The following is a 25,295-nucleotide window of genomic DNA, read 5'->3' on the forward strand; positions in this document are numbered from 1 at the left end:
CAGAAAGCTCTTTCTTGAGCTTTCTAAGATACGCCTATACTTCTTCTAGATACTCATTTTTAAGTCTGACGTAGTTATCAGCCGATACTTTCAAAAAAGCACGTTCAGAATCTTTCAGTGGCCTAGCTTGCTTAATTGGGCTACCTACATAAAGATAACCGCTCTCTAAACGCTTATTTGGTGGAACTAAACTGCCTGCTCCAATAAATACGTCGTCTTCAACGATAGCACCATCCATTACGATCGCCCCCATACCAACGAGAATGCGGTTACCTAACACGCAGCCATGCAACATACATTTATGACCGACAGTGACATCCTCCCCAATAATAAGCGGATGGCCTTTAGGGTTTTCTTTAGTCACTCGGCTCACATGCAGCACTGAACCATCTTGAATATTACTTCTAGCACCTATCTTTATGTAGTTAACATCACCACGTGCTGCAACCAATGGCCAAATACTCACGTCATCGCCGCATTCGATATCACCCACCACCACACTTGATTCATCTATATAACAACTCTCTGCCAGAGTTGGCTTTATGCCCTTATACATTCTAATACTCATTGTCAGTCCATTCTGCTGTGTTATAGCGTGATGATAACAAACTGAATATGTCTTGGAATCACTATTACTGTCGTAAAAATCATCGGTTTGCTTTTACTTTGAACGAACCGCTTATTAAATCGGCAGTTGAACGATTTTTTCAAATAAAGGGTTGCGCTCTAAGTTGGGATCTCTATAATGCGCATCTCGCTTCGGGGAGGCCACTTAAAACGGCTTATCGAGACAGGATTTTTTAACTATAAATCATGTCATTGCGATGCTCTAAGAGTGTTGTGGTTAGTGGGATTCAGCAAGTTGCTTAGTTTGAAATTAAATTAAAAAATTTGTTGACATCAAAACTTGAGAGCGTATTATACGCCTCCCGCTTAAGAGGGTCCACGGACAGCATCTTAAGCCGCTTCCAAGGAAGCACGCTACTTCGGTAGCACTGTTCTTTAACAATTAATAACAAGACAATCTGTGTGGGCACTCACTTGATGAGTGTCTACCAAAAAAATTCATGTTCGATAAATATTTAATTGAAGAGTTTGATCATGGCTCAGATTGAACGCTGGCGGCAGGCCTAACACATGCAAGTCGAACGGTAACATTTCTAGCTTGCTAGAAGATGACGAGTGGCGGACGGGTGAGTAATACTTAGGAATATGCCTTTGTGTGGGGGATAACTATTGGAAACGATAGCTAATACCGCATAACGTCTTCGGACCAAAGGGGGCTTCGGCTCCCGCGCAAAGAGTAGCCTAAGCGAGATTAGCTTGTTGGTGAGGTAAAGGCTCACCAAGGCGACGATCTCTAGCTGTTCTGAGAGGAAGATCAGCCACACTGGAACTGAGACACGGTCCAGACTCCTACGGGAGGCAGCAGTGGGGAATATTGCACAATGGGGGAAACCCTGATGCAGCCATGCCGCGTGTGTGAAGAAGGCCTTCGGGTTGTAAAGCACTTTCAGTTGTGAGGAAAGGTTAACGGTTAATACCCGTTAGCTGTGACGTTAGCAACAGAAGAAGGACCGGCTAACTCCGTGCCAGCAGCCGCGGTAATACGGAGGGTCCGAGCGTTAATCGGAATTACTGGGCGTAAAGCGCACGCAGGCGGTTTGTTAAGCTAGATGTGAAAGCCCTGGGCTCAACCTGGGAATTGCATTTAGAACTGGCAGGCTAGAGTTTTGGAGAGGGGAGTGGAATTCCAGGTGTAGCGGTGAAATGCGTAGATATCTGGAGGAACATCAGTGGCGAAGGCGACTCCCTGGTCAGTAACTGACGCTCATGTGCGAAAGTGTGGGTAGCGAACAGGATTAGATACCCTGGTAGTCCACACCGTAAACGCTGTCTACTAGCTGTTTGTGGATTTAATCCGTGAGTAGCGAAGCTAACGCGATAAGTAGACCGCCTGGGGAGTACGGCCGCAAGGTTAAAACTCAAATGAATTGACGGGGGCCCGCACAAGCGGTGGAGCATGTGGTTTAATTCGATGCAACGCGAAGAACCTTACCTACTCTTGACATACTAGAAACTTTTCAGAGATGAATTGGTGCCTTCGGGAATCTAGATACAGGTGCTGCATGGCTGTCGTCAGCTCGTGTCGTGAGATGTTGGGTTAAGTCCCGCAACGAGCGCAACCCCTGTCCTTAGTTGCCAGCCTTAAGTTGGGCACTCTAAGGAGACTGCCGGTGACAAACCGGAGGAAGGTGGGGACGACGTCAAGTCATCATGGCCCTTACGAGTAGGGCTACACACGTGCTACAATGGCGAGTACAGAGGGAAGCAAACTTGCGAGAGTAAGCGGATCCCTTAAAGCTCGTCGTAGTCCGGATTGGAGTCTGCAACTCGACTCCATGAAGTCGGAATCGCTAGTAATCGCAAATCAGAATGTTGCGGTGAATACGTTCCCGGGCCTTGTACACACCGCCCGTCACACCATGGGAGTGGGTTGCAAAAGAAGTAGCTAGTTTAACCTTCGGGAGGACGGTTACCACTTTGTGATTCATGACTGGGGTGAAGTCGTAACAAGGTAACCCTAGGGGAACCTGGGGTTGGATCACCTCCTTACTATTAGGTTAGGCCTCATCAGGCTGAGTGTTCACACAGATTGTTTTGTTGTTAGTAAAGAAGAGCAAAAAAGAAGTGCTTGGGATATTCAAGCAACTTGTCGCAATGTTCGAAAGAAGATTGCGAAGTGGATTTGTTATTGAGGCAACGCCGCGAAGAATTTGTCGCCGGGAGTTAACGTCTGTTAATGACCAAGCAAATTCTGCAGCAAGGCAGTATCAATGACAAAGACCGAGCAAGAGGCTTGTAGCTCAGCTGGTTAGAGCGCACCCCTGATAAGGGTGAGGTCGGCAGTTCAAGTCTGCCCAAGCCTACCATTTCGCATTTATGCGGTGTTGGACACCTCGTCGTTTAGCAGGCTAAACGTCCTCGGTATCCGCCTAGCCTAAATACGAACTGGCCAAAAAATAAAATCCTCAATGATTTTTGAGGGGCTATAGCTCAGCTGGGAGAGCGCCTGCCTTGCACGCAGGAGGTCAGCAGTTCGATCCTGCTTAGCTCCACCACTTTCTAAGAAAGTGATTTTTGCTCAAAAAGATTAAGTAGCCTTAATCAATACGCATTACATTAAATGTTTATTGATTAAGGTTTTTTAAACCTTAATTGTGCGTACTTCGGTATCACAATGTTCTTTAACAATATGGAAAGCTGATAAAAGTAATCAAAACTAAGAGAACTCTTTAAGAGCTTACTCTATCTGATTTGAAAATGAATACTTGTCACGCATACACAGTAGATACGCTGATAACTTCGGTTATGAGTAACGTCTATACGTCAAATATTGAAGGTTATTTGGGGTTGTATGGTTAAGTGACTAAGCGTATACGGTGGATGCCTAGGCAGTTAGAGGCGATGAAGGACGTGTAAGTCTGCGAAAAGTTGTGGGGAGCCGACAAAATGCTTTGATCCACAAATGTCCGAATGGGGAAACCCACCGCTTCGGCGGTATCATACAGTGAATACATAGCTGTATGAGGCAAACGAGGGGAACTGAAACATCTAAGTACCCTTAGGAAAAGAAATCAACCGAGATTCCCCTAGTAGCGGCGAGCGAACGGGGATTAGCCCTTAAGCTAATAATAAGCGAGTGGAAGGTGTTGGAAAGCACAGCGATACAAGGTGATAGCCCTGTACACGAACGCGAATTTTAAGTGAAATCGAGTAGGTCGGGACACGTGTTATCTTGACTGAACATGGGGGGACCATCCTCCAAGGCTAAATACTCCTAACTGACCGATAGTGAACTAGTACCGTGAGGGAAAGGCGAAAAGAACCCCTGTGAGGGGAGTGAAATAGAACCTGAAACCGTATACGTACAAGCAGTGGGAGCAGACTTGTTCTGTGACTGCGTACCTTTTGTATAATGGGTCAGCGACTTATATTTTGTAGCAAGGTTAACCGAATAGGGGAGCCGTAGCGAAAGCGAGTGTTAACTGCGCGTTTTAGTTGCAAGGTATAGACCCGAAACCCGGTGATCTAGCCATGGGCAGGTTGAAGGTTGAGTAACATCAACTGGAGGACCGAACCGACTAACGTTGAAAAGTTAGCGGATGACTTGTGGCTGGGGGTGAAAGGCCAATCAAACCGGGAGATAGCTGGTTCTCCCCGAAAGCTATTTAGGTAGCGCCTCGGACGAATACCACTGGGGGTAGAGCACTGTTAAGGCTAGGGGGTCATCCCGACTTACCAACCCTTTGCAAACTCCGAATACCAGTGAGTACTATCCGGGAGACACACGGCGGGTGCTAACGTCCGTCGTGAAGAGGGAAACAACCCAGACCGCCAGCTAAGGTCCCAAAATTATTGCTAAGTGGGAAACGATGTGGGAAGGCTAAGACAGCTAGGAGGTTGGCTTAGAAGCAGCCACCCTTTAAAGAAAGCGTAATAGCTCACTAGTCGAGTCGGCCTGCGCGGAAGATGTAACGGGGCTAAGCAATATACCGAAGCTGCGGACGCAAAGTTTACTTTGCGTGGTAGGGGAGCGTTGTGTAAGTGGCTGAAGGTGAACTGAGAGGTTTGCTGGACATATCACAAGTGCGAATGCTGACATGAGTAACGATAATGCGGGTGAAAAACCCGCACGCCGGAAGACCAAGGTTTCCTGTCCCATGCTAATCAGGGCAGGGTAAGTCGGCCCCTAAGGCGAGGCAGAAATGCGTAGTCGATGGGAAACGGATTAATATTTCCGTACTTGGTATATCAGTGATGGGGGGACGGAGAAGGTTATGCAAGCATAGCGTTGGTTGTCTATGTGAAAGTGTGTAGGGTTGAATCTTAGGTAAATCCGGGATTCTACATGCCTGAGACACGAGACGAGATTCTACGGAATTGAAGTTGCAAATACCCTGCTTCCAGGAAAAGCCTCTAAACTTATGATATATCGAACCGTACCCCAAACCGACACAGGTGGTCAGGTAGAGAATACTAAGGCGCTTGAGAGAACTCGGGTGAAGGAACTCGGCAAAATCGTACCGTAACTTCGGGAGAAGGTACGCCCCTGTTTGTGATGAGACTTGCTCTTTGAGCGAATGGGGGCCGCAGTGAAAAGGTGGCTGGGACTGTTTATTAAAAACACAGCACTGTGCTAAATCGAAAGATGACGTATACGGTGTGACACCTGCCCGGTGCCGGAAGGTTAATTGATGGGGTTAGCGCAAGCGAAGCTCTTGATCGAAGCCCCGGTAAACGGCGGCCGTAACTATAACGGTCCTAAGGTAGCGAAATTCCTTGTCGGGTAAGTTCCGACCTGCACGAATGGTGTAACCATGGCCACGCTGTCTCCACCCGAGACTCAGTGAAATTGAAATCGCAGTGAAGATGCTGTGTACCCGCACCTAGACGGAAAGACCCCGTGAACCTTTACTATAGCTTGGCACTGAACATTGACCCTACATGTGTAGGATAGGTGGGAGACTTTGAAGCGTGAACGCCAGTTTGCGTGGAGTCAACCTTGAAATACCACCCTTGTACGTTTGATGTTCTAACGTTGTTCCCTTATCGGGAATGCGGACAGTGCCTGGTGGGTAGTTTGACTGGGGCGGTCTCCTCCCAAAGAGTAACGGAGGAGCACGAAGGTTGGCTAATCCTGGTCGGACATCAGGAGGTTAGTGCAATGGCATAAGCCAGCTTAACTGCGAGACAGACACGTCGAGCAGGTACGAAAGTAGGTCATAGTGATCCGGTGGTTCTGTATGGAAGGGCCATCGCTCAACGGATAAAAGGTACTCCGGGGATAACAGGCTGATACCGCCCAAGAGTTCATATCGACGGCGGTGTTTGGCACCTCGATGTCGGCTCATCACATCCTGGGGCTGAAGTCGGTCCCAAGGGTATGGCTGTTCGCCATTTAAAGTGGTACGCGAGCTGGGTTTAGAACGTCGTGAGACAGTTCGGTCCCTATCTGGTGTGGGCGTTGGATGATTGAGGGGAGCTGCTCCTAGTACGAGAGGACCGGAGTGGACGAACCGCTGGTGTTCGGGTTGTTTTGCCAAAAGCATTGCCCGGTAGCTACGTTCGGAATCGATAACCGCTGAAAGCATCTAAGCGGGAAGCGAGCCCCAAGATGAGTCATCCCTGGCAGTTTAACTGTCCTAAAGGGTTGTTGAAGACTACGACGTTGATAGGCAGGATGTGGAAGCGTTGCAAGGCGTTAAGCTAACCTGTACTAATTGCCCGTGAGGCTTAACCATACAACGCCCAAATGACTTTTTATATCGTTCTAGCGAACGAGTCGTGTTAAATGGCTTAAACGGAAGGAAACCTTCCTGACCAATTACCTACTCGCTAAAGTTAGAGCTAAATAAAATGTTTGAGTGTTGCATGTATGACAAGTATTAAAATCAAGAGTAAGACTAAAGAGATTTAGCGATGATTACAGCCAGACCTGCAAGGGAACGGCATCAGCTTTTTACATATTGATTTATTGAGCTACGGCTTGATAAATAACAGTTTATGTCTGGCGGCCATAGCGATGCGGCCCCACCTGATCCCATCTCGAACTCAGAAGTGAAACGCATTAGCGGCGATGGTAGTATGGGGTTTCCCCATGCGAGAGTAGCACACTGCCAGACTCCCATTTAGAATGAAGCCACCTAATCGGGTGGCTTTTTTCGTTTCTGCTATAGAAAAATCAACTGTAGTCGAAATCGCATTTTAAAGCTTGTTAACGAAGTAGACGCCTAGGTGTCATACTTCCCTGTAGTTCAGTCCAGCCCGACATCCATGTCGGTCGTTCAAACGGCTGGAGCGGTGCTCCACAGAGCCGCGTTTTCATCCATCAAGGGCTTTCAACTCTAGTGCTTTGCATGAAAGCTGAAGAACAACCCATCCCTGGTGTTGCGCACCAGCCACGCCATCCATGGCGTGTCGTTCAGTCGCGCAAAGCTGCGCTTCGCAAAAGCCTCCGCCTTCGCCCCCATGCGAGAGTAGCACACTGCCAGACTCCCATTACACGAAAAGCCCTGACCAAAAAAACGGTCAGGGCTTTTTCGTATATGCGCTTCGCGCAAAAGCGACTCAGCAACAAACCTTCAGGGGTGTATCAACTACGATATAAACACGTCCATGATGAAGCATTCCCCGCAACAAAGTGGCAGCCACGCCCTCCATGGCGTGTCGTGCGGCTGGACGTTGCTGCGCAACTAAAGATACCAGCCTTACCCAGACTCCCAATAAAGAAATGACTATCCTCAATCGCGCGGCGACCGAGGTAGCCCTTTTTTGCATGTGTAAGAAATATTATTGCAAGGGAAATGCAAACACAAACGGATAGCCCTTCCCCTTAAGCGCTGTCGCGCAATGCTACCCACACATGGATAAACCAAATCCCTCGAATTTCATGCGGGGCATCCCATGCAATAGCTGAGAAAATATTAAGCTACTCGTTGCCACCCATCCATGGGGCTACCTCCAGTGCAGCATCCATGCTACCCGTTCAAGCGCCAGGAACTACGCTCCTAAAAGCCCCGCTTTCACCCCCATGCGCGGCATCCGATGCGACAACCGTGTTGCAATAGCGCTGTGAGGGGGTAGTGGTTTAAAACCATGCGTGTTTTTAGCGGATCATTACTAATGAAAATCTCTTGAGTGGATGGCTAGTTCGTCTACTAAATGGCTTAGGTCTTCTAGTCTTCCGGCGATGATATGAGTTACGCCGCCATCTCCTCTTTCTAATATACCGCTGACTTTGAGTATTTGAGCTTTTAAGTAGGCTTGCTTTTGGGCGCGGGCGGTTGCCTGCCATACGATCACGTTGCTATTGCCTGTATCATCTTCAAGGGTGATGAAGGTAACACCCGATGCTGTGCCTGGGCTTTGCCTTCCTTTTACTAAGCCAACGACCTTGACCACAGATTTATGTGCGATGGTGTCTAGTTGAGCCGCCGGCGTATAATGGCCCAATAATCGGGCGTGATTGAGTAAACGTACTGGGTGAGAGTCTAAGCTTAGCCCTGTAGTTCGGTAATCTTCTAACAGGGCGTTAAGGTCACTAGGCCGCTCAGGGTCAAATGAATTATCCATAGTCAGTTGTTTAAACAGCGGTAATTCACTTTCTGAATCCATAAGTAACCATTTGGCTGTGTAGCGGTTATCGCTAATACTGCTAAATGCATTGGCACTAGCCAATACTTCTAAGGATGTTTTAGTTAAGCCTGATTCTTTAAGTTGAGCTAAAGCACTAAAGCCTTTATTTGGGCGCAAATTCACAAAGCTTTCCATTTCCTTTCGGGATAAGCCTTTAATTAGTCGATAACCTAAACGAAGAGCAAGGTTTCCTTTAACCTGCTCTAGGATGTGATCATAGTCAGATGCATTAATGCATACAGGCAAAACTTCAATGTGATGACGCTTAGCATCTTGAATCAGTTGATCTGGGGTATAGAAACCCATGGGCCAACTATTGAGTAGGCCACAATAAAAGCTTTCTGGATAATAGTATTTCAACCAAGAAGACACATAAGCCAATACGGAAAAAGAGGCTGAATGTGATTCGGGAAAACCATATTCACCAAAGCCGCAAATCTGTTTATATAACTGTTCGGCAAATTGACTTTTATAACCTCTAGCAAGCATGCCTTTAATCAGCTTGTGCTTAAATTTAATTAATTCACCGGTTTTCTTCCAACTGGCCATTGCTCTACGAAGCTGGTCTGCCTCGCCTCCACTAAAGCCAGCAGCGACCATCGCTATCTTAATGACCTGTTCTTGGAAGATAGGAACGCCCATAGTGCGTGACAGTACAGACTCTACTTCTTTAGACGGATAATCAACGGGTTCAAGACCGTCGCGCCGTTTAAGGAAGGGATGGACCATATCGCCCTGAATAGGCCCAGGTCTAACAATGGCAATCTGAATCACAAGATCATAGAAACACTTAGGGCGTAGACGAGGTAGCATGGTCATCTGGGCTCGGGACTCTATCTGAAATACACCTACTGTATCGGCGCGCTGTATCATAGCGTAAACATCTGGGTCGCTAGGCAGTCGGGTGATATCGGCAATTGAAATGGTTTTACCCTGATGTTTCTCAATTAAATCAAAACTCTTGCGAATAGCAGTCAACATGCCGAGAGCGAGTACATCGACCTTGAGTAGCCCTAAGTTCTCTAAATCGTCTTTGTCCCACTGAATAACACTACGATCGGGCATCGAGGCATTTTCAATAGGAACAAGTTGATATAAAGGGGTAGCTGATATGACGAACCCGCCTACATGTTGAGACAAGTGACGAGGGAAGCCTTTTATCTCATTAACGAGCTTAATGAAGTGTTTACCTTTGCCTGAGCTTGGGTCCAAACCCAGTTCTGAAATTTGTGCTTGCCAGTTAAGCCCTTTGTCACGTCGGTTAATATTTTTAATAAAAAAATCCAACTGTGATTCGTGAATACCCAGCGCTTTTCCCACGTCTCGAATCGCACTTTTTTGCCGATATGAGATCACTGTTGCTGCGATAGCTGTTCGTTCGCGACCATATTTTTTATAAATATACTGAATGATCTCTTCACGTCTTTCGTGCTCAAAATCAACATCAATATCTGGTGGTTCGTTGCGCTCTTTTGAGATAAATCGCTCGAATAAAACTGATATTTGTCTTGGATCAACAGCGGTAATTTCTAAGCAATAGCAGACCACAGAATTCGCTGCAGAGCCTCGACCTTGATATAAAATATGCTGGGATTTTGCATATTGCACGATGTCTGAAATAGTTAAAAAAAAGAACTCGTATTTAAGTTCCTCGATCAGCTTTAACTCTTTTGCAATGATGCGTTTTATTGCGAAATTTACTCCTTCAGGGAATCGTAAAGACATACCTTGCTTAACCAACTTACGTAAATAAAGTGTCGGTGTTGAACCCTCAGGAATGAGTTCCGCAGGGTATTGATAACTTAATTCGCTCAAATCGAAAGTACATAAATTCGCAATACTGACACTTTCGGCCAACCATAGGGCAGGATATAGGCGAGATAGATTTTGGACTGGTCTCAAGGAGCGTTCAGCGTTTTGTGGGATGTCTTGCACTGAATGTTCAATATTTTTTACTTTTCGTATCGAATTTATAACGCAGAGTAAGTCATATCGTTCAATTTCGTGCATTAATACCCCACCGCAAGCGGTAATAGGGATATTAAAGCGACTGCTTAAATGCTCGCAATGTGCTTGATGAATATGCTCTTCAGCAAGTAAATGTCGTTGATATCCTATCCATAAACGAGCGTCATAATGATTGGTTAGCCATGTTGCCCAATACTCATTTTGCTCGGGGTTGCCACTTGGGATCCAAATAGCCAAGCAATGCTTGGTCGTTCTAAGATCCCATAAATCGAGCTTATACTCCCCCTTATCTGCACGGCGTCGCGCATTGGTAATAATGCGGCATAGCTCGGCGTATGCTTTATGATTAGGGCATAATAGAATAAGTTGAAGTTCAGCATTGTAGTAGAACATGCTACCGACAACTAACTTAATGGATAAGCCTTTTCTTTTTATTGCGGAGTGAGCACGTACTATCCCTGCTACACTGCATTCATCAGTAATAGCAAGTGCTTGGTAACCTAAAAATTCTGCTTGATTAATGAGTTCACTTGGATGCGATGCGGCTTGTAAGAAACTGAAATTACTCTGACAAAATAACTCAGCATACTGATCCTTTTTGAATGCCATAATTAACTAAAAATGCCTTGCAAGAACCACGTGTTTTCTGGTGTTTTGAACACCCAAAACCATTGCCCCTCTTTACTCACCGCAATGAAGTAATCTCGTAGCACAGGTTGTTGGTCCCACCAACCTGTGCTAATGCGTTCAGGGCCATGCACGATTGAAACGTGTTGAGTAAGCAAACTAGGTTCAGTTAACAAAAAACTTGGTCTTAGCGGAGAGCGGTAAATTGGGTTTCCCTCATTCACTGTTAATACGGAACAATATTGGGATGCCCGCTCAGGTCGATAGTCGTTAATGGTTTGCGGGCTAAAAAGTACATCATCGCCAAGCTTAGCTTGTAATGCTGATATAAGTTGTAAGCGGGATACAACCCCTTGTTTCCCAAGGAACAAATCTTGTTTATCAGGATGACGAACAAAAGTTTTACCAGTGGAAAGTTGCAGTGCGATAATTGGAGCATTCAGCAGCACATTTTCGAGTTTTAATGCGAGCAACCCCAACCAGTCTTTGGCACGATATTCTCCTTGCTGCGCCCCTACCGTAAATTCGATTTTGCTTTTATCTCGCTGATATAAAATTATGCGCAGCTCTTGGGTTAACTCGTCTCTTAGCAGCAAAAAATTCTCTAAGTTTGAAAGCAATTTTTGTATGGGTTTGAGAAGTAAATCGGTGCGCTCTATCTCATACAGCAGTTCAATGTATTGCTTGAAGTTTGCTTGGGGATGAAAAAAAATTACCGGATGTTTGAAATCGCCTCTTAGCTGCCCTAAGTAAGTAATCATTTGAGTATCGAAGCGTTTGTGTAAATCACTAAACGGAATGATGAGAAGTTGCTCAACAGATTTTACGCCAATGCTGTTAAGCTTAGTTACATCCTTTGAAGAAAGTTCAGTAAGGCTTAAATCGACTTTTTTTAAGGCGTGCTGTATGGCCGAGGGTTCATCCGTGATTTGGTTCCATCCTTTGACGGCGAGTAATTTGGCCGCTAAAGGTGAATGGCCAGTGGCGAATGAGAAACTTACATTCAATGGTACAAGCTGGCTTTTAATCATGCTCCACAGTTCGTTTAAACTCGAATATAAACGCAACATATTGTGCACTCGAAGTAACAGCCCTTGCTCACTGAAAAAGCAAATATCTGAAACAACCATGTATAAGCGTTGCGCAATTATACTCAGCTGCTGTTTTTCGGTTTCCGGGTTAAACGGCATAACCTGCAAGCCTCCATGTAAAGCCGCAGCTGTGCCTAAGCTCATGAAGGGTTGAATGCCTGCTTGCCTGGCGCATTTATTAAGCTGCACGATACCATGGGCTGTATCGAGTATTACAATAGGGATCGACGATGTACTCTTATGATTGCCTGTGCCGTCAATATATCCTTTGCTCTCGGCACCCTCATGCACGTGATAAGAGTCGAGCTGCAAATTTGGGAAATGTAGGTAGAGCCATAGAGGTTGCATGGTGGCTAATTAGCCGGTAAGGCTATGTAAGCCAGTGAGAGGAAGAACATTATTTGCTGGTATAGGTCGCGTTAATGATGGCCAGATCTTGCTCATATTGACGGTGAAGGGCTGGCTATGACAACCGCCTTTGCGTTTAGTAATGGTTACCTCGATACCCTGAGAAGATGAGGATAACTGCATTGCTAAAGCCACCGGCAATGAAAATACCTGTTTTTGTTGCTGGCGTAGCACAATATTTAATGCCCCGCCTGCCTCTGCCGCGAATTGTAGTCGCTTTGCTTGGTGTACTTCTAGGCCCTGATGCCACAACAATACTCCATCACAGCAGCCACTTTTTAAGCATTGCTCAGTTGACCATAAAGCATCCTTCGCATTCTTGGGTTCAATAATCAGAATACGCGATAACTCAAAGCCCATTTTCGCCAGCATGGGTGCATTCAACCGTGCGGGGGCACCAATAAAGACTAAAAGTTTGTCGCTGTTTTGTTGGCGCAATACGAAGCTAGGTAAGAGTAAGCGCAATTCACCAATGCCAATTGGGCTACTAATATCAACTACACCTTGCTCAGGTAAACCACCTTCTAGGTGAGCATCGAGAGCATCAAAACCGCTGGGCAAAACCTTATGAGCACCACTTGCTTGGCTGGCTCGCCAAACTAGACGCTTGTTTTTGAGCTGATCGATTGTTGAGTTCATACATCACCATGGGTTTTATATACTGTGCATTCATACAGTATATAAAACACAATATGATTAGCAAGTTTTAGGTGCAGGGCACTTTTGTCAAACTATGGATCTGATTGATTCCACGCAGGTTTATTGTTGGCATAATTACTTTTTGATTGATAAGTTGTCTTTTTAAGAGATGAGAACCCAAATGCAATATTGGTTATTTAAAACAGAACCTGATGCGTTTAGCATCGATGACTTAGCTGCAAAGCCTGAGCAGACGGAGCACTGGGACGGTATTCGCAATTACCAAGCGCGTAATTTTTTGCGTGACCAAGTAAAGCAGGGCGATAAGGTCTTTATTTATCATTCTAGCTGTAAAGACGTTGGCATCGCGGGGCTTGCAGAAGTCGTCAAAGAAGCCTACCCAGATCACACACAGTTTGACCCTGAAAGCCATTACTATGACCCTAAATCAAGCCCTGACAATCCCAGATGGGTGATGGTCGAAGTGAGGTTTGTCGAGAAATTTCCCGCTATTTTGTCGCTTAAAAAAATAAAAAGCATGCCCGAGATAAACGAAATCGGCTTAGTCAAAAAAGGCCATCGATTGTCTATCATGCCAGTGAATGAGCATGAGTTTTCAGCGTTGTTGGCGGTGGCAAAAGGATAGTGCATCCGCCTGAAAATCAAATATTAGCTTGTCTTTATAACTAAAAGATTATTGACTAACAAACGATTAAGAGTGCAAGAGGTCATAGTTAGAATTGTGAAGAACTTATTATTGGCAGTGCTATATTTGCTTTTCAATCGAGTTGCGTTTGGTCGATTAGTTGGACGAACAATGGACTACGAGGATGATAGAAGAGATCGAGAATGGACTAATTTTCGAAAGCAATTATTTTTAACATTCGTCATTACCATATGTATTGGTTTTTTATGTGTTATCTATGGTTTTTATGCTGATGCCTTAAATCTTTTTTGGGCTATTGGTTTCAAAAAAACACTCAATTTTACGGGAACGTTGCTAACTGCATGGGCAACTCTTTTTGCACTTGGGAACAAACATAAAACATGGGGTGGAGATGCAATTATAGATAATCTCACTCCGTTCTTATTTAAAATTATTTTTGTTCCTAGTTTTACATTGATGTTGGCTACATCGATAAAATGACTATCTATCAAGAACCAAATGTATTTGTGCCAGCAGTCATTTTTGGTATCAAACCTATATTTATCGAAAGGCACTATTTAATATTTAACAACAAGCTGGCATATTAAAACTCTAAGTCAACGACTCTCCTCAATAAACATATCTATATTCTGTTCTAAAATCGACAAGGGCACCGAGCCGTAGGCTAGCACTGCATCGTGAAAGGCGCGTAAGTCGAACTTGTCGCCCAATGCGTCTTCGGCTTTTTTACGTAGGCGTTTAATGGTTAATTCACCAATTTTGTAGGATAAAGCCTGGGCTGGCCATGATATGTAGCGGTCCACTTCTGTGGTGACATTATGTTCAGACAAAGCAGTGTTTTCCAGCATGTAGTCAATGGCTTGTTGGCGCGACCAACCTTGCATATGCATACCCGTATCGACCACTAAACGACACGCGCGCCACATTTCATAGCTTAAGCGGCCAAATTCTTCATAAGGTGTGGTGTAAATCCCCACTTCTTTACCCAAGAATTCAGAATATAAACCCCAGCCCTCACCAAACGCTGAAATATAGGTGTAACGGCGAACAGGAGGTAAGTCTTGCATTTCACTTGCCAGCGATATTTGCAAATGATGACCGGGTACGGCTTCGTGCAAGGTAAGCGCGGGCAGGGCATACAAGGGGCGCTTATCCAGCGCATAAGTGTTCACCCAATAGTAACCCGGCTGGTCGTCTCTTGTTGGGGCGATATAACGCCCAGTGGTATATTTAGGGGCGATATTATCAGGCACCGGCGCCACACCGTAAGGCACGCGGGGCAAAGTGTAAAATAACTGAGTGAGCATGGCATCAATGCGTTTGGCTATATATGAAGCACGCATTAAAAGCTCGTCTGCACTGGTGGCATAAAACTTAGGGGAGGTGCGTAAGTACTGAATAAACTGATTAATATCACCTTCAAAGTTAAGGGTGTCTAAAACGCTCTGCATTTCACTGCGAATGCGTTTTACCTCTTGCAAACCGGTTTGGTGAATATCGGCTACATCTAGGTTGGTACTGGTGTAGTAATCGCTACGATTTTGATAAAACGCAGCGCCGTTTTGCCATGTGTTGGCGGCAATATCTTGTTTTGCATTGGGGATGTATTCATTCACTAAAAAGTCATAAAAGCTCTGATAGGCAGGCAACACACTCTGGTTAATGGCGGTTTCACCTTGCGTGTATAAGCTAGCCTGAACGGCTGAACTAAAACTTGATTCGGCAAGGCGTTTAAACGGGGCGAAAAATTGACTGTCGTGTAGGTCTTCGGTAATGAATTTTTTAACAGTGTCGTCAAACCCAACAAGCACCGATTTTGGCTGCACGCGGCCAGTTTCAATACCTTTTTTCATCCAAGCAATTTGTTGGGCGAAATAGCGAGGAAATTGGTTTAAGCGAGCTAGGTAGTTTTGATAATCTTGCTGAGTTTTAAACGGGGCTGAGGCTGGTAAAAATGCCAACGAGCTGTAAAAGCCCGACTCTGACGTAATCGGTGTGTAATGGGCGTTGAAGCGATATAAGTCAATGTCGTTTTGCAGCCCGCGCATCTGCATCAATTTGTTGATCTTTTGCTGATGGTTTAAGCCGCTATCGTCCACGCCCTTTAAGCGAGCTAAAAACTGCTGGTTTCGCTGTTCATGGATCTGTAAAGCCTCGGGGGAGAGATCTTTCAGTTTGTCGTTGTAGCGGTTGTTTCGATAACGGGTGGCCTTTATTGGGTCAACTGACAACTGGTACTGCCAAATTTGCTCTAGCAAAGCACTTAATTTACGTGACTGTGAAGGCTCGCTTGCTCCGAAGGCTTGAAAGCAAAAACTCAACATTACTGCCGCTAGCATCAAACTGCGCTTGTACATAAAGATCCCTCGTTGTCATTTCGATTATTATTTCGCGTTCAAGGTATTTACTTTTTCGGAGTATAAATTGGGCTTGGGAAAGCCGTTACCTTATCAGATAGCTCGCTGATTTTAGCCGTACCTTGTTTTTTTACCTCATCGATGCGTAAAACATTGTGCATTGGTATGTACGTGGTGGTGACATCAGCAAACTCATCTTTGAGTTTTTCATGGCTTGGGTCAACTACCACGCTGGTGTGGTTGTCCCACACAAAATCGCCAATTTCGATAAAACCAAATAAGCTGCCCTGACATAATTCGCGCACATATAGTTCGTAGCGTACGCCATTGGCGATAAATTGAATTCTAAAGAGTGAAGTATTTTTCGACATAGTTTGGGTTATTACTGCGTAAAGTGTAGATAATTTAAAAAGTGCTGCAGTCTACCCAGTCCATGGCTTTTCGCCAAGTACTAGAAATTACAGTGAAAACCAATATAGCCAAGAAAAGCACAAGTGAGCTGATAAAACCCGTCATTGGCCGTACTTGATTTTGTTTGCCCTAGGCTTTGCCGTACAATTTAGCGAACAACAGGATGACAGCAATTTTAGCCACAAGTCTTGCGAACACCTACTTTGCTCGTCAAGCTGTTGATAAAATAATATAAACGCACCGATAGAAAGGAACAACAATGCGCCAAATCATGTATTTAGGCATGCTTTCAGCTGGGCTTATGCTTGCTGGTTGCCAATCAGCAAATCAAAATGCAACCCAAGAAGCCCCTGTCAAACAAAGTGTTCATGCTGATGCAGAACGAATTAAATCCCACTTACGTTTTTTATCTGATGACTTATTAGAAGGTCGTGATACTGGCTCTCGTGGTCATGAAATTGCTTCTTTGTACATTGCCTCAGAATTAGAAGGTTATGGCCTTAAACCTGCTGGCGATGACGGCAGTTTTCTACAACGCGCCCCTTTTCGCCAAGCATCACTTGATCAAGCTTCGCCTTCGTTCGTACTTGAAACTGCCAAAGGCAGTGTCGAATTAGCTTATCCCAAACAATACATCACCAGTGCAAGCCCAGTGAGCGAAATGGCCAGTGTCAAAGGGCAATTGGTCTTTGCAGGTTATGGGATTATTGCCCCAGAACTTGAACACGATGACTACGCTGACTTAGACGTAAAAGGCAAAGTTGTAGTGGTGCTTTCTGGTAAGCCGGCTTCTTTCCCAAGTGAAGAAGGCGCGCACTTTGGTTCAACCAATGAGAAGAAACGCCACGCTGCAGAGCACGGCGCCATTGGTTATGTGACTATTACCACGCCTACTGCTGAGAAAGTGCGACCTTATCAAAACCTTCTTAATTACATTCACACGCCGACGGTACGCTGGTTAAATCAAAACGGCCAGCCAGCCAATGTTTATCCTGCACTGAAAAACAGTGCTTATTTAAGCAAAGAAGCGGCTGAATTATTGTTTGCCAATGCGGATATGAATTTAGAGCAGATTTACCAACTACTTGAAGAAGACGAGTCACCTAAAGGTTTCTCTTTACCGGTAAGTATTGATTTCAGTAAGCGTAGCGTGCACAAGACCATCAGTAGCCCTAATGTTGCGGCTATATTGGAAGGCTCAGACCCGACACTGAAGAATGAGTATATTGTGTATTCAGCCCACTCTGATCACATCGGGATCGCCAAAACAGTCAAGAAAGACAAGATCAACAATGGCGCCATGGACAACGCAACAGGTACTTCGGTGTTACTTGAAACCGCCCGCTTGTTCAGCCAACTGGCTGAGCGCCCTAAGCGTTCAATATTATTTGTTGCGGTCACGGCAGAAGAAAAGGGTTTACTTGGCTCAGATTACTTCGCACAAAACCCCACCGTGGCAAAAGACGCCATGGTGGCGAACGTTAATTTAGACATGCCGATTTTAACTTACGAGTTCAACGACGTCATCGCCTTTGGTGCAGATCATAGTGATTTGAAAGAGTCGGTGAGTCTTGCAGCACAAAAAATTGGTTTAACCCTAAGCCCAGATCCGTGGCCTGAGCAGGCGTTGTTTACCCGTTCTGATCACTACAGTTTTGTTAAACAGGGGGTACCGTCAGTATTTTTAGTGCCTGGTCTGCAATCAGCCGACCCAGCAGTTGATGGCAGCAAAAAATTCGGTGAATTTTTAGCAACTAATTACCACAAGCCAGGGGATGATTTTAATCAGCCCTTTAACTGGAAGGCGGCAACTAAATTCGCCGAAGTGAATTATTACATCGGTCTCACCTTGGCTAACCAAGCTAAGCGTTCTAGTTGGAATGAAGGTGACTTCTTTGGTGATACGTTTTCTAAGTAGCAGCGTGTAAGGCGCGTTATTGCGTTATTCATCATGGACCAGTGAGTGCAAGCTTACTAACTTGCACTCATTTTGTTTTGTGCCGTCATGCAGTTACCTACCTTTGCAATTGCATGACTCACAGAGGCTTAAAATACATAATAAAAAAATCAGGGAGCTAACATGAAACTATCTATCATCGCCCTTTCGCTTGCGGCTGCGTCTTTGTCGTTTGCGGCATTGAACGTACAAGCCCGCCAGGATAATGAATCCACCACCCATACAGTCGACACCGCGCAAACGGAATCACAACGATTAGCCGACTTTTTTGCTAATAACTTTAAACAGCGACTGCATCGTTCACCGCAGTTTCAAAGCTATTTAGGTTACAAGTGGGATTACGATAAGTGGAACAACATCAGTGAAACATTCATTGAACAAAGCAGCGAACTCGCCAAGAAGCAGTTAAATACGTTAAAAGGTTTTGATGAAAGTCAGTTAAGCGCCGCAGAGAAAATCAGTTTAGCGCTCAATAAAGTGTCCTTAGAGCGCCAACTAGCTAATGATGAGTTTCGTCATCACACTTATATCATGGATCAGTTTAGTGCTTACCACACTATGGTCCCCAGCTTCTTGATTAATGTGCACAGAGTCACCAACACGGAAGACGCTCAAGCCTACATCAGTCGTCTGCAAGGGGTAAAAACCTTGTTTTCACAAGTCATTGACCAGCTACGTATTCGACAAAAAATAGGCGTATTTCCACCAAAATGGTCTTACGATCAGATGCTACAAGCATCAAAAAACGTGATTACCGGAGCCCCCTTTGATAGCAGCGACAGTACATCAAGCATCTGGCAGGACTTCCAAGACAAAGTCAGCAAGTTAGAGTTAACCGACAGCGAGCGTAAGACCTTACTTGATGATGCTAGCAACGCCCTTCTGACGTCGGTTCAACCTGCGTATCAAGCACTCATTCGCGAGTTGAAAGTGCAGCGAGATTTAACCCCAGAAGGTGATGGTGTATGGCGCTTGCCTGACGGCGACAAGTGGTACGAAAATCGTCTTGCATGGTTTACTACTACTGATTTAAGCGCCGATGAAGTGCACAACATTGGCTTACAAAACGTTGAGCGTATTCATCAAGATATGCGCAGCATCATGAAAAAAGTGAAGTTTGACGGCAGTTTGAATGAATTTTTCGAATTTATGCGAACTGACAAACAATTCTACTACGCCAATACGGACGAAGGGCGTGATGCTTACTTGCTTGAAGCGAAAGCGCTTATTGACACCATGCGTGACAAACTACCTGAATATTTTAGCTTAATTCCACAGGCTGAGATGGTGGTTAAACGTGTTGAGCCGTTTCGTGAAAAGTCAGCCGGCAAAGCGTTTTATCAAAGCCCTGCGAAAGATGGCTCTCGACCAGGCATATACTACGCAAACCTTTACGACATGAACGACATGCCTACCTATCAAATGGAAGCCTTGGCCTATCATGAAGGTATACCTGGGCATCATATGCAGCGAGCGATCGCTCAAGAGCTTGAGGATATTCCTGAGTTTCAAAAATACAGTTCATTTACTGCCTATACCGAAGGGTGGGGCCTGTATACTGAAGAACTAGCTAAAGATATGGGTTTTTACCAAGACCCATACTCTGACTTTGGTCGCTTAGCGATGGAGCTATGGCGTGCTTGTCGATTAGTGGTTGATACCGGTATTCACAGTAAAAAGTGGAGTCGTGAGCAAGCTATTAATTATCTCATCGAAAATACACCAAACCCGAAGAATGACTCGGTTAAAGCGATTGAGCGTTACATTGCTATGCCGGGCCAAGCGACGGCATATATGATTGGTAAGTTGAAGATCATGGAATTGCGTGCATGGTCGCAAGCAGAACTCGGTGAGCAATTCGATATTCGTGGCTTTCATGCCCAAGTGCTAAAAGATGGCCCTGTGCCACTGAATATTCTTGAACAGAAAGTCAAAGCTTGGGTAGCGGATGTGCAGCAATCTGCGAATAAAGCGGATTAATTCATTGCAGATATAAATAAAAGTAAAAAGCCCGTTGAGTTGTGACTCAACGGGCTTTTTTATGTGCAAATTCTAACGTGGTTAGTTCAAAAAGAACTGAGTGCTAATTAACTGCCATTGGTCGTTGAAACCCTCTGTTGGGCGGCGGGTAAATTTACTGCGAATAAACAGATTAATTCGCCCGTCTACATAGCAAATAAGGAAATTCGCGATTATGGCCTCTTCAGCGGGAAGTGATTTACCTTCGCGTAATTTTCTTTCTCTGAGAACTTGTTTTAACTGGGTTTCTAAACGTTCAAATAATTGGGCTATTCGGTCACGCAATCGGTCTTGCTCGCCCATTAAAGCGTCACCGTTTAAGATGCGTGTGATCCCCGGGTTTTTCTCCGCAAAGCCAAGTATAAGGCGCAGAATCAGTTGGCAGCGAGTCGTGGAATCTTTTTCTTCATTAATAATTTTATTAATACGCGAAAAAAGAGTCTCTTCAATAAACTCTATTAAGCCCTCAAACATGCGGGCTTTGCTGGGAAAGTGACGGTACAGCGCGGCTTCTGACACACCAACATGAGCCGCTAATTTAGCGGTAGTGATCCGCTGGCCTGGGTTGGTTTGCAGCATACTGGCAAGTGCTTGTAATATTTGCGCACGGCGATTTATCTTTTTTGCTATTGCCATTTTCTATCCTAAAGTGACCTCTGTGTGCGTTATTACCTAACGAGTTTTATCCCTAGTGTGGTTTATGTTGTTTTTAATGCGTGACGCTGAGCAACTAAGGTCAATAGCGAAATCGCCAACTGACTCTTATCGGCAACGCCAAGGTTTTTTCCACCATTATTCCAATAAACATTGAGTGCGTTTTGCTCGCTATTGAAGCCTAAACCGGCTTGGGATACGTCGTTTGCGGCAATCATATCGAGCTTTTTGCGTTTCAGTTTGTCTTGTGCGTAATGAGCCACGTCTTGCGTTTCAGCGGCGAAGCCAACCGTGAAAGGGGGTTGAGCTAAATGGGCAACATCACTAAGGATATCAGGGTTTCTAGTAAAAGTAAGTGTTAACTCCGTATCGGACTTCTTAATCTTTTGCTCGGTTTTTTGCTGTGGCTTGTAATCTGCTACGGCTGCACAACCGATGAATATGTCGCAATTAAGCTGCATGCTATCTGACTGCGCGTCATTAACTTGGGACTTGCTCACGGCTGTCATAACGGCATTGTGCATTTGCTCTGCACTGACTACATCAATGACATTAACACCTACTGGGCGCGTCAAATTCACCGGCCCTGATACCAATGTGACTCTTGCACCTAAAGCAACAGCCGCTTTCGCTAATGCGTAGCCCATCTTTCCTGAGCTGTGATTGCTAATGAAGCGCACGGGATCGATTTCTTCCCGTGTTGGCCCTGCCGTAATCACAATATGCCTGTTAGCGAGCAAGGGCTCCATTGGACTTTGGGCTAACATATTGGCGATATCAATCGGCTCTATCATTCGCCCTAGGCCGATATCACCACAGGCTTGCTCGCCGGGAGCTGGCCCTAAAATGGTGACGCCTCTTTGTTGTAAAATATTGAGGTTTGCTTGTGTTGCCTGCGCATGCCACATCTGCTGATTCATCGCAGGGGCAATATACATCGGTGCGCTGGTGGCTAGGCATAACGTGGATAACAAATCATCGGCTAAGCCATGGGTGAGTTTGGCCATGAAATTTGCCGTAGCAGGGGCAATAAGCACTTTATCAGCCCATTTTGCCAGCTCTATGTGGCCCATAGCGGCTTCCGCGGTACGATCCAGTAGGTCATCACCTACAGGGTTACCTGAGACCGCCTGTAAAGCCAGTGGGCTCACGAATTCTGCTGCTGAAGCACTCATCACGCAACGTACCTGTGCGCCAAGCGCAGTGAGTTTTCTGACTAAATCTGGGGTTTTGTAGGCTGCTATACCGCCTGTTATACCAAGTAGGATCTTCTGTTGGGCTAATTGCATAGGGATCATTTTGCTATCTTACTCATTTTATACGGCCATTATTGGCTGGAATAGACCGCTTTTGCTAGGCTTAATTTCCACTTAATTTCCACTTAATTTCTATTTCGTACCGGTAGTAGGCGCAAAAAAGAAACGTTTAATAAGACAGGGACGCATGAAAATAACCCAATGGCCTGCCCATGAAAGACCAAGAGAAAAGCTGCTCACCCAAGGGCCCGATGCCTTGTCTGATGCGGAGCTATTGGCCATATTTTTGCGAACGGGCATCAAAGGATTAAGTGCCGTTGATTTGGCGCGCAACCTTCTAAATACCTTTGGCTCACTGCGGGGGCTAATCAGTGCGAGTCAGCAGGATTTCTGCTTAGCCAAAGGGTTAGGGGAAGCGAAATTTGTGCAACTGCAAGCATCCATCGAGTTAAGTCAGCGCTTTTTTGCCGAACAATTACAGCGTGAAACCGTGTTTAACAGCGCTCAACAAACCAAGCACTTTTTGATCGCCCAATTGCGTGACGAGCCCAATGAGGTGTTTGGCATGCTACTGCTAGACAGTCAGCACCAATTGATCAAATTTCGCAAAATGTTCTTCGGCACCATTGATAGCGCATCGGTCTATCCTCGAGTTCTAGTGAAACAGGCGCTAGAAGATAACGCTGCTGCTGTGATATTGACCCACAATCATCCGTCAGGCGTGGCTGAGCCGAGTCAGGCCGATGAGCACATCACCGCGAGGATTATCAGCGCGATGAGCTTACTGGACATCAAAGTGCTTGATCATCTTGTGGTTGGGGATGGTGTTGCCGTATCGTTTGCCGAGCGGGGTTTGATTTAGCCGTAGCCGTAGCCGTAGCTTGACGACGTGACCTTAAGGCTCGTCAACTACCACAAAAGTGTCATGCGTTGGTCATGTCATTGTCAAAGAAACGAGATTAGATAACACGATTGCTTCTAAAGTCAAAATCGGTTTCATTATGAAAATATCTGTTATTTTTACTACCTACAACTCTCCCGTATGGCTTGAAAAGGTCCTGTGGGGCTTTCATTATCAAACGGATAAAAATTTTGAGCTGATCATCGCAGATGATGGTTCAACGTCGGATACGAAAGCCTGTATTGACCGTTTTATTCAGGGCTCAGGTTTGGACATTAAACACGTGTGGCAAGAAGATGATGGTTTTCAAAAGTCACGTATTATGAACAAAGCACTGCTCACCAGTACCTGTGATTATGTGCTGTTTACCGATGGTGACTGTATACCCAGACGTGATTTTGTTGCTGTGCATAAAGCGCATGCCAGACCGGGAAAATTTCTCTCGGGAGGTTATTTCAAACTTCCTATGCCCACTAGTGATTTGATTAACCAGCAACACATTGCCTCGGGTCAGGCGTTTGAGCGAAATTGGCTGGTAGAAAATGGCGTTAAACGTAATCGCAAATTGGGGAAATTGACCACATTGCAATGGAAGCGAACGGTACTAAATTCAGTCACTCCGGCTAAACCAACCTGGAATGGGCACAATGCTTCTGGCTGGCGCGACGATATTTTTGCCGTCAATGGATTTGATGAGAGAATGCAGTACGGTGGGCAAGACAGGGAGTTAGGCGAGCGCTTGTTTAACCGTGGTGTTCGAGGCATCCAAATTCGCTATTCTGCAGCCTGCCTGCATTTGGAGCACGATCATCGCTATGTTACACCTGACATGATTGCTAAAAATAAAGCTATTCGAGCGACCACAAAATCAAATAAATTAACCCGTACCGCTTATGGCATAATAAAAGACTAGGGTTTTTATCAGTTAATCGTTGAATTAAATAGCTGTTTGCTGTATAAAATGCGCCCTCTTGTTGATAGCTAAAGCTGGCACGCGTATTTGCATGCTTGTCAGAGCTAAATATTTTTAGAATTGTTTGGAGACAAATACGATGTCCAAAGTATGTATAGTGACAGGCAAGCGTCCAGCGGTAGGTAACAACCGTTCACACGCTAAAAACTCGACTCGTCGTCGTTTTTTGCCAAATCTACAAACCCACCGTTTTTGGGTTGAAAGCGAAAACCGTTTCGTTAAATTGCGTTTATCTGCTAAAGGTATGCGTATTATTGATAAGAAAGGTATTGATTCAGTATTAACTGATATCCGTGCCAATGGCGTAAAAATTTAAGGAACACAGATTATGCGTGATAAAATCAAGTTAGTGTCTTCTGCTGGTACCGGTTTTTACTACACCACAGATAAAAACAAACGTAACATGCCTGGCAAAATGGAGATCAAAAAGTTTGATCCTAAAGTACGTCAGCACGTTTTGTTTAAAGAAGCCAAAATTAAGTAATTAATACTTGTTTTGTCTCCCGAAAAACCCGGCTCATGTCGGGTTTTTTGCGTTTTACTTTCTCTCGTAGACCTGCCAAATAGACTGTTTTCTGTTGTGCATTACATGGCATAATCAGTCAATGCATTCGTTATTTTACTCTATTTCACGATGATCCGATTGACGTCCCGCGCATGGAATAATGTATTAATTATTTCGATGTTGCTGCTGATTTTGATGTTTAACCTAACTGGAAATCTGTTTTCCGGCAGTAGCGTTAAAGATGAAACTATTGATAAGCTTGTCCCCACTGACGCTATGCTCACGAGCATTGTCACCCATGACTATACTCTCGAGCGAGTAGGCAGAGGATGGCGCTTTTTAATGGCTACCAAAGAGAGTAATAACAACGACCTTGTAGCAAATAAGAACAAAGAAACGAGCGACAACGAAATAGACAATCAGATACTCACAGACAACGTCATGGCATGGCAAGAGGCCTTGCTTGAGCCTATCGGTGAGGCGACGCTGGCGGGCGCGACTCAGGTCAATGTTTGGCTAGCGGGAGAAAGCGCCCCCCGTCACTATCTGTTTTTTCAAGTCGGTGCTGACATGCTGGTGCAATACCCAACGCAAGGCGCTCAACTTTATAAAGTGACCAACAAAACATGGTCTGAGCTCTTTTTTGATAATCGCTTTTAACAA

The 25,295-nt window shown here is 45.1% G+C and carries 17 protein-coding genes, 2 tRNA genes and 3 rRNA genes; 14 read left to right on the forward strand and 8 right to left on the reverse strand.

Annotation, left to right across the window (positions count from 1 at the left end; genetic code table 11):
• Positions 1-34: 34 nt before the first annotated feature.
• Complete coding sequence (locus AC0L6N_RS20250; RefSeq protein WP_011572980.1) at positions 35-568, reverse strand: gamma carbonic anhydrase family protein; 534 nt, start codon at positions 566-568, stop codon at positions 35-37.
• A 515-nt stretch (positions 569-1,083) separates the two neighbouring features.
• Here AC0L6N_RS20250 and AC0L6N_RS20255 point away from each other — a divergent pair.
• From AC0L6N_RS20255 to rrf, 5 genes are all read left to right on the forward strand, one after another.
• Positions 1,084-2,616: ribosomal RNA gene (locus AC0L6N_RS20255) — 16S ribosomal RNA — on the forward strand.
• A gap of 240 nt (positions 2,617-2,856) precedes the next feature.
• A tRNA-Ile gene (locus tag AC0L6N_RS20260) sits at positions 2,857-2,933 on the forward strand.
• A 113-nt stretch (positions 2,934-3,046) separates the two neighbouring features.
• Positions 3,047-3,122, forward strand: a tRNA-Ala gene (locus AC0L6N_RS20265).
• A gap of 298 nt (positions 3,123-3,420) precedes the next feature.
• Positions 3,421-6,305: ribosomal RNA gene (locus AC0L6N_RS20270) — 23S ribosomal RNA — on the forward strand.
• Positions 6,306-6,570: 265 nt separating this feature from the next.
• Positions 6,571-6,686 (forward strand): 5S ribosomal RNA (gene rrf / locus AC0L6N_RS20275).
• Together the 16S, 23S and 5S rRNA genes with 2 tRNA genes alongside form the textbook arrangement of a ribosomal RNA operon.
• A gap of 997 nt (positions 6,687-7,683) precedes the next feature.
• Here rrf and AC0L6N_RS20280 read toward each other — a convergent pair.
• From AC0L6N_RS20280 to imuA, 3 genes are read right to left on the reverse strand one after another with little or no spacing between them, the layout of a single operon-like run.
• A complete protein-coding gene (locus tag AC0L6N_RS20280) occupies positions 7,684-10,776 on the reverse strand; it encodes an error-prone DNA polymerase (protein WP_473477240.1) in 3,093 nt (1,030 codons plus the stop codon).
• A gap of 2 nt (positions 10,777-10,778) precedes the next feature.
• The gene (locus tag AC0L6N_RS20285) at positions 10,779-12,233 is read right to left on the reverse strand and encodes a Y-family DNA polymerase (protein ID WP_473477242.1); all 1,455 of its coding nucleotides are present in this window, start codon (positions 12,231-12,233) and stop codon (positions 10,779-10,781) included.
• Between the two features lie 9 nt (positions 12,234-12,242).
• The gene (gene imuA, locus AC0L6N_RS20290) at positions 12,243-12,932 is read right to left on the reverse strand and encodes a translesion DNA synthesis-associated protein ImuA (protein WP_473477245.1); all 690 of its coding nucleotides are present in this window, start codon (positions 12,930-12,932) and stop codon (positions 12,243-12,245) included.
• Positions 12,933-13,113: 181 nt separating this feature from the next.
• Here imuA and AC0L6N_RS20295 point away from each other — a divergent pair, with 181 nt between their 5' ends.
• Entirely contained in the window at positions 13,114-13,578 is a 465-nt protein-coding gene (locus AC0L6N_RS20295) for an EVE domain-containing protein (RefSeq protein ID WP_473477248.1), read from the forward strand.
• A 96-nt stretch (positions 13,579-13,674) separates the two neighbouring features.
• Entirely contained in the window at positions 13,675-14,079 is a 405-nt protein-coding gene (locus AC0L6N_RS20300; RefSeq protein WP_473477251.1) for a hypothetical protein, read from the forward strand.
• Positions 14,080-14,195: 116 nt separating this feature from the next.
• Here the strand turns inward: AC0L6N_RS20300 and AC0L6N_RS20305 are convergent, their stop codons facing one another.
• Complete coding sequence (locus AC0L6N_RS20305; RefSeq protein ID WP_473477253.1) at positions 14,196-15,956, reverse strand: DUF885 domain-containing protein; 1,761 nt, start codon at positions 15,954-15,956, stop codon at positions 14,196-14,198.
• A 47-nt stretch (positions 15,957-16,003) separates the two neighbouring features.
• Entirely contained in the window at positions 16,004-16,327 is a 324-nt protein-coding gene (locus tag AC0L6N_RS20310) for a DUF1820 family protein (protein ID WP_011572987.1), read from the reverse strand.
• Between the two features lie 299 nt (positions 16,328-16,626).
• Here AC0L6N_RS20310 and AC0L6N_RS20315 point away from each other — a divergent pair, with 299 nt between their 5' ends.
• The gene (locus AC0L6N_RS20315) at positions 16,627-18,285 is read left to right on the forward strand and encodes a M28 family metallopeptidase (RefSeq protein ID WP_473477256.1); all 1,659 of its coding nucleotides are present in this window, start codon (positions 16,627-16,629) and stop codon (positions 18,283-18,285) included.
• A 162-nt stretch (positions 18,286-18,447) separates the two neighbouring features.
• Positions 18,448-20,304, forward strand: a complete 1,857-nt coding sequence (locus tag AC0L6N_RS20320) for a DUF885 domain-containing protein (RefSeq protein ID WP_473477257.1) — start codon at positions 18,448-18,450, stop codon at positions 20,302-20,304.
• Positions 20,305-20,385: 81 nt separating this feature from the next.
• Here AC0L6N_RS20320 and slmA read toward each other — a convergent pair whose 3' ends face one another.
• Together slmA and coaBC are read right to left on the reverse strand one after the other, a co-directional pair.
• Positions 20,386-20,979, reverse strand: coding sequence for a nucleoid occlusion factor SlmA (slmA, locus tag AC0L6N_RS20325; protein WP_011572990.1), 594 nt, complete (start codon positions 20,977-20,979; stop codon positions 20,386-20,388).
• Positions 20,980-21,041: 62 nt separating this feature from the next.
• On the reverse strand, positions 21,042-22,286 hold the full coding sequence (gene coaBC, locus AC0L6N_RS20330; RefSeq protein WP_473481397.1) for a bifunctional phosphopantothenoylcysteine decarboxylase/phosphopantothenate--cysteine ligase CoaBC: 1,245 nt from the start codon (positions 22,284-22,286) through the stop codon (positions 21,042-21,044).
• A 154-nt stretch (positions 22,287-22,440) separates the two neighbouring features.
• On the opposite strand from coaBC, the gene radC reads away from it, so the two are divergent.
• From radC to AC0L6N_RS20355, 5 genes are all read left to right on the forward strand, one after another.
• Positions 22,441-23,115, forward strand: coding sequence for a RadC family protein (gene radC / locus AC0L6N_RS20335; RefSeq protein ID WP_011572992.1), 675 nt, complete (start codon positions 22,441-22,443; stop codon positions 23,113-23,115).
• Positions 23,116-23,254: 139 nt separating this feature from the next.
• Positions 23,255-24,067, forward strand: a complete 813-nt coding sequence (locus AC0L6N_RS20340) for a glycosyltransferase family 2 protein (RefSeq protein ID WP_473477260.1) — start codon at positions 23,255-23,257, stop codon at positions 24,065-24,067.
• 139 nt (positions 24,068-24,206) lie between these two features.
• Positions 24,207-24,443, forward strand: a complete 237-nt coding sequence (rpmB, locus tag AC0L6N_RS20345; protein WP_006993455.1) for a 50S ribosomal protein L28 — start codon at positions 24,207-24,209, stop codon at positions 24,441-24,443.
• Between the two features lie 12 nt (positions 24,444-24,455).
• Positions 24,456-24,611 carry a 50S ribosomal protein L33 gene (gene rpmG, locus AC0L6N_RS20350; RefSeq protein WP_006993456.1) on the forward strand — a complete coding sequence of 52 codons (156 nt, stop codon included), beginning with the start codon at positions 24,456-24,458 and terminating at the stop codon, positions 24,609-24,611.
• 150 nt (positions 24,612-24,761) lie between these two features.
• Positions 24,762-25,292 carry a hypothetical protein gene (locus AC0L6N_RS20355; protein ID WP_473477263.1) on the forward strand — a complete coding sequence of 177 codons (531 nt, stop codon included), beginning with the start codon at positions 24,762-24,764 and terminating at the stop codon, positions 25,290-25,292.
• Positions 25,293-25,295: the final 3 nt, after the last annotated feature.

Source organism: Paraglaciecola sp. G1-13, assembly GCF_055809255.1.

Bases quoted from the DNA above. Each gene is read 5' to 3' on its own strand.
- AC0L6N_RS20250 (WP_011572980.1), bottom strand. From the start codon at position 568: ATGAGTATTAGAATGTATAAGGGCATAAAGCCAACTCTGGCAGAGAGT.
- slmA (WP_011572990.1), bottom strand. From the start codon at position 20,979: ATGGCAATAGCAAAAAAGATAAATCGCCGTGCGCAAATATTACAAGCA.
- AC0L6N_RS20320 (WP_473477257.1), top strand. From the start codon at position 18,448: ATGAAACTATCTATCATCGCCCTTTCGCTTGCGGCTGCGTCTTTGTCG.
- rpmB (WP_006993455.1), top strand. From the start codon at position 24,207: ATGTCCAAAGTATGTATAGTGACAGGCAAGCGTCCAGCGGTAGGTAAC.
- coaBC (WP_473481397.1), bottom strand. From the start codon at position 22,286: ATGCAATTAGCCCAACAGAAGATCCTACTTGGTATAACAGGCGGTATA.
- AC0L6N_RS20340 (WP_473477260.1), top strand. From the start codon at position 23,255: ATGAAAATATCTGTTATTTTTACTACCTACAACTCTCCCGTATGGCTT.
- imuA (WP_473477245.1), bottom strand. From the start codon at position 12,932: ATGAACTCAACAATCGATCAGCTCAAAAACAAGCGTCTAGTTTGGCGA.
- radC (WP_011572992.1), top strand. From the start codon at position 22,441: ATGAAAATAACCCAATGGCCTGCCCATGAAAGACCAAGAGAAAAGCTG.
- AC0L6N_RS20315 (WP_473477256.1), top strand. From the start codon at position 16,627: ATGCGCCAAATCATGTATTTAGGCATGCTTTCAGCTGGGCTTATGCTT.
- AC0L6N_RS20310 (WP_011572987.1), bottom strand. From the start codon at position 16,327: ATGTCGAAAAATACTTCACTCTTTAGAATTCAATTTATCGCCAATGGC.
- rpmG (WP_006993456.1), top strand. From the start codon at position 24,456: ATGCGTGATAAAATCAAGTTAGTGTCTTCTGCTGGTACCGGTTTTTAC.
- AC0L6N_RS20285 (WP_473477242.1), bottom strand. From the start codon at position 12,233: ATGCAACCTCTATGGCTCTACCTACATTTCCCAAATTTGCAGCTCGAC.
- AC0L6N_RS20280 (WP_473477240.1), bottom strand. From the start codon at position 10,776: ATGGCATTCAAAAAGGATCAGTATGCTGAGTTATTTTGTCAGAGTAAT.
- AC0L6N_RS20355 (WP_473477263.1), top strand. From the start codon at position 24,762: ATGATCCGATTGACGTCCCGCGCATGGAATAATGTATTAATTATTTCG.
- AC0L6N_RS20305 (WP_473477253.1), bottom strand. From the start codon at position 15,956: ATGTACAAGCGCAGTTTGATGCTAGCGGCAGTAATGTTGAGTTTTTGC.
- AC0L6N_RS20295 (WP_473477248.1), top strand. From the start codon at position 13,114: ATGCAATATTGGTTATTTAAAACAGAACCTGATGCGTTTAGCATCGAT.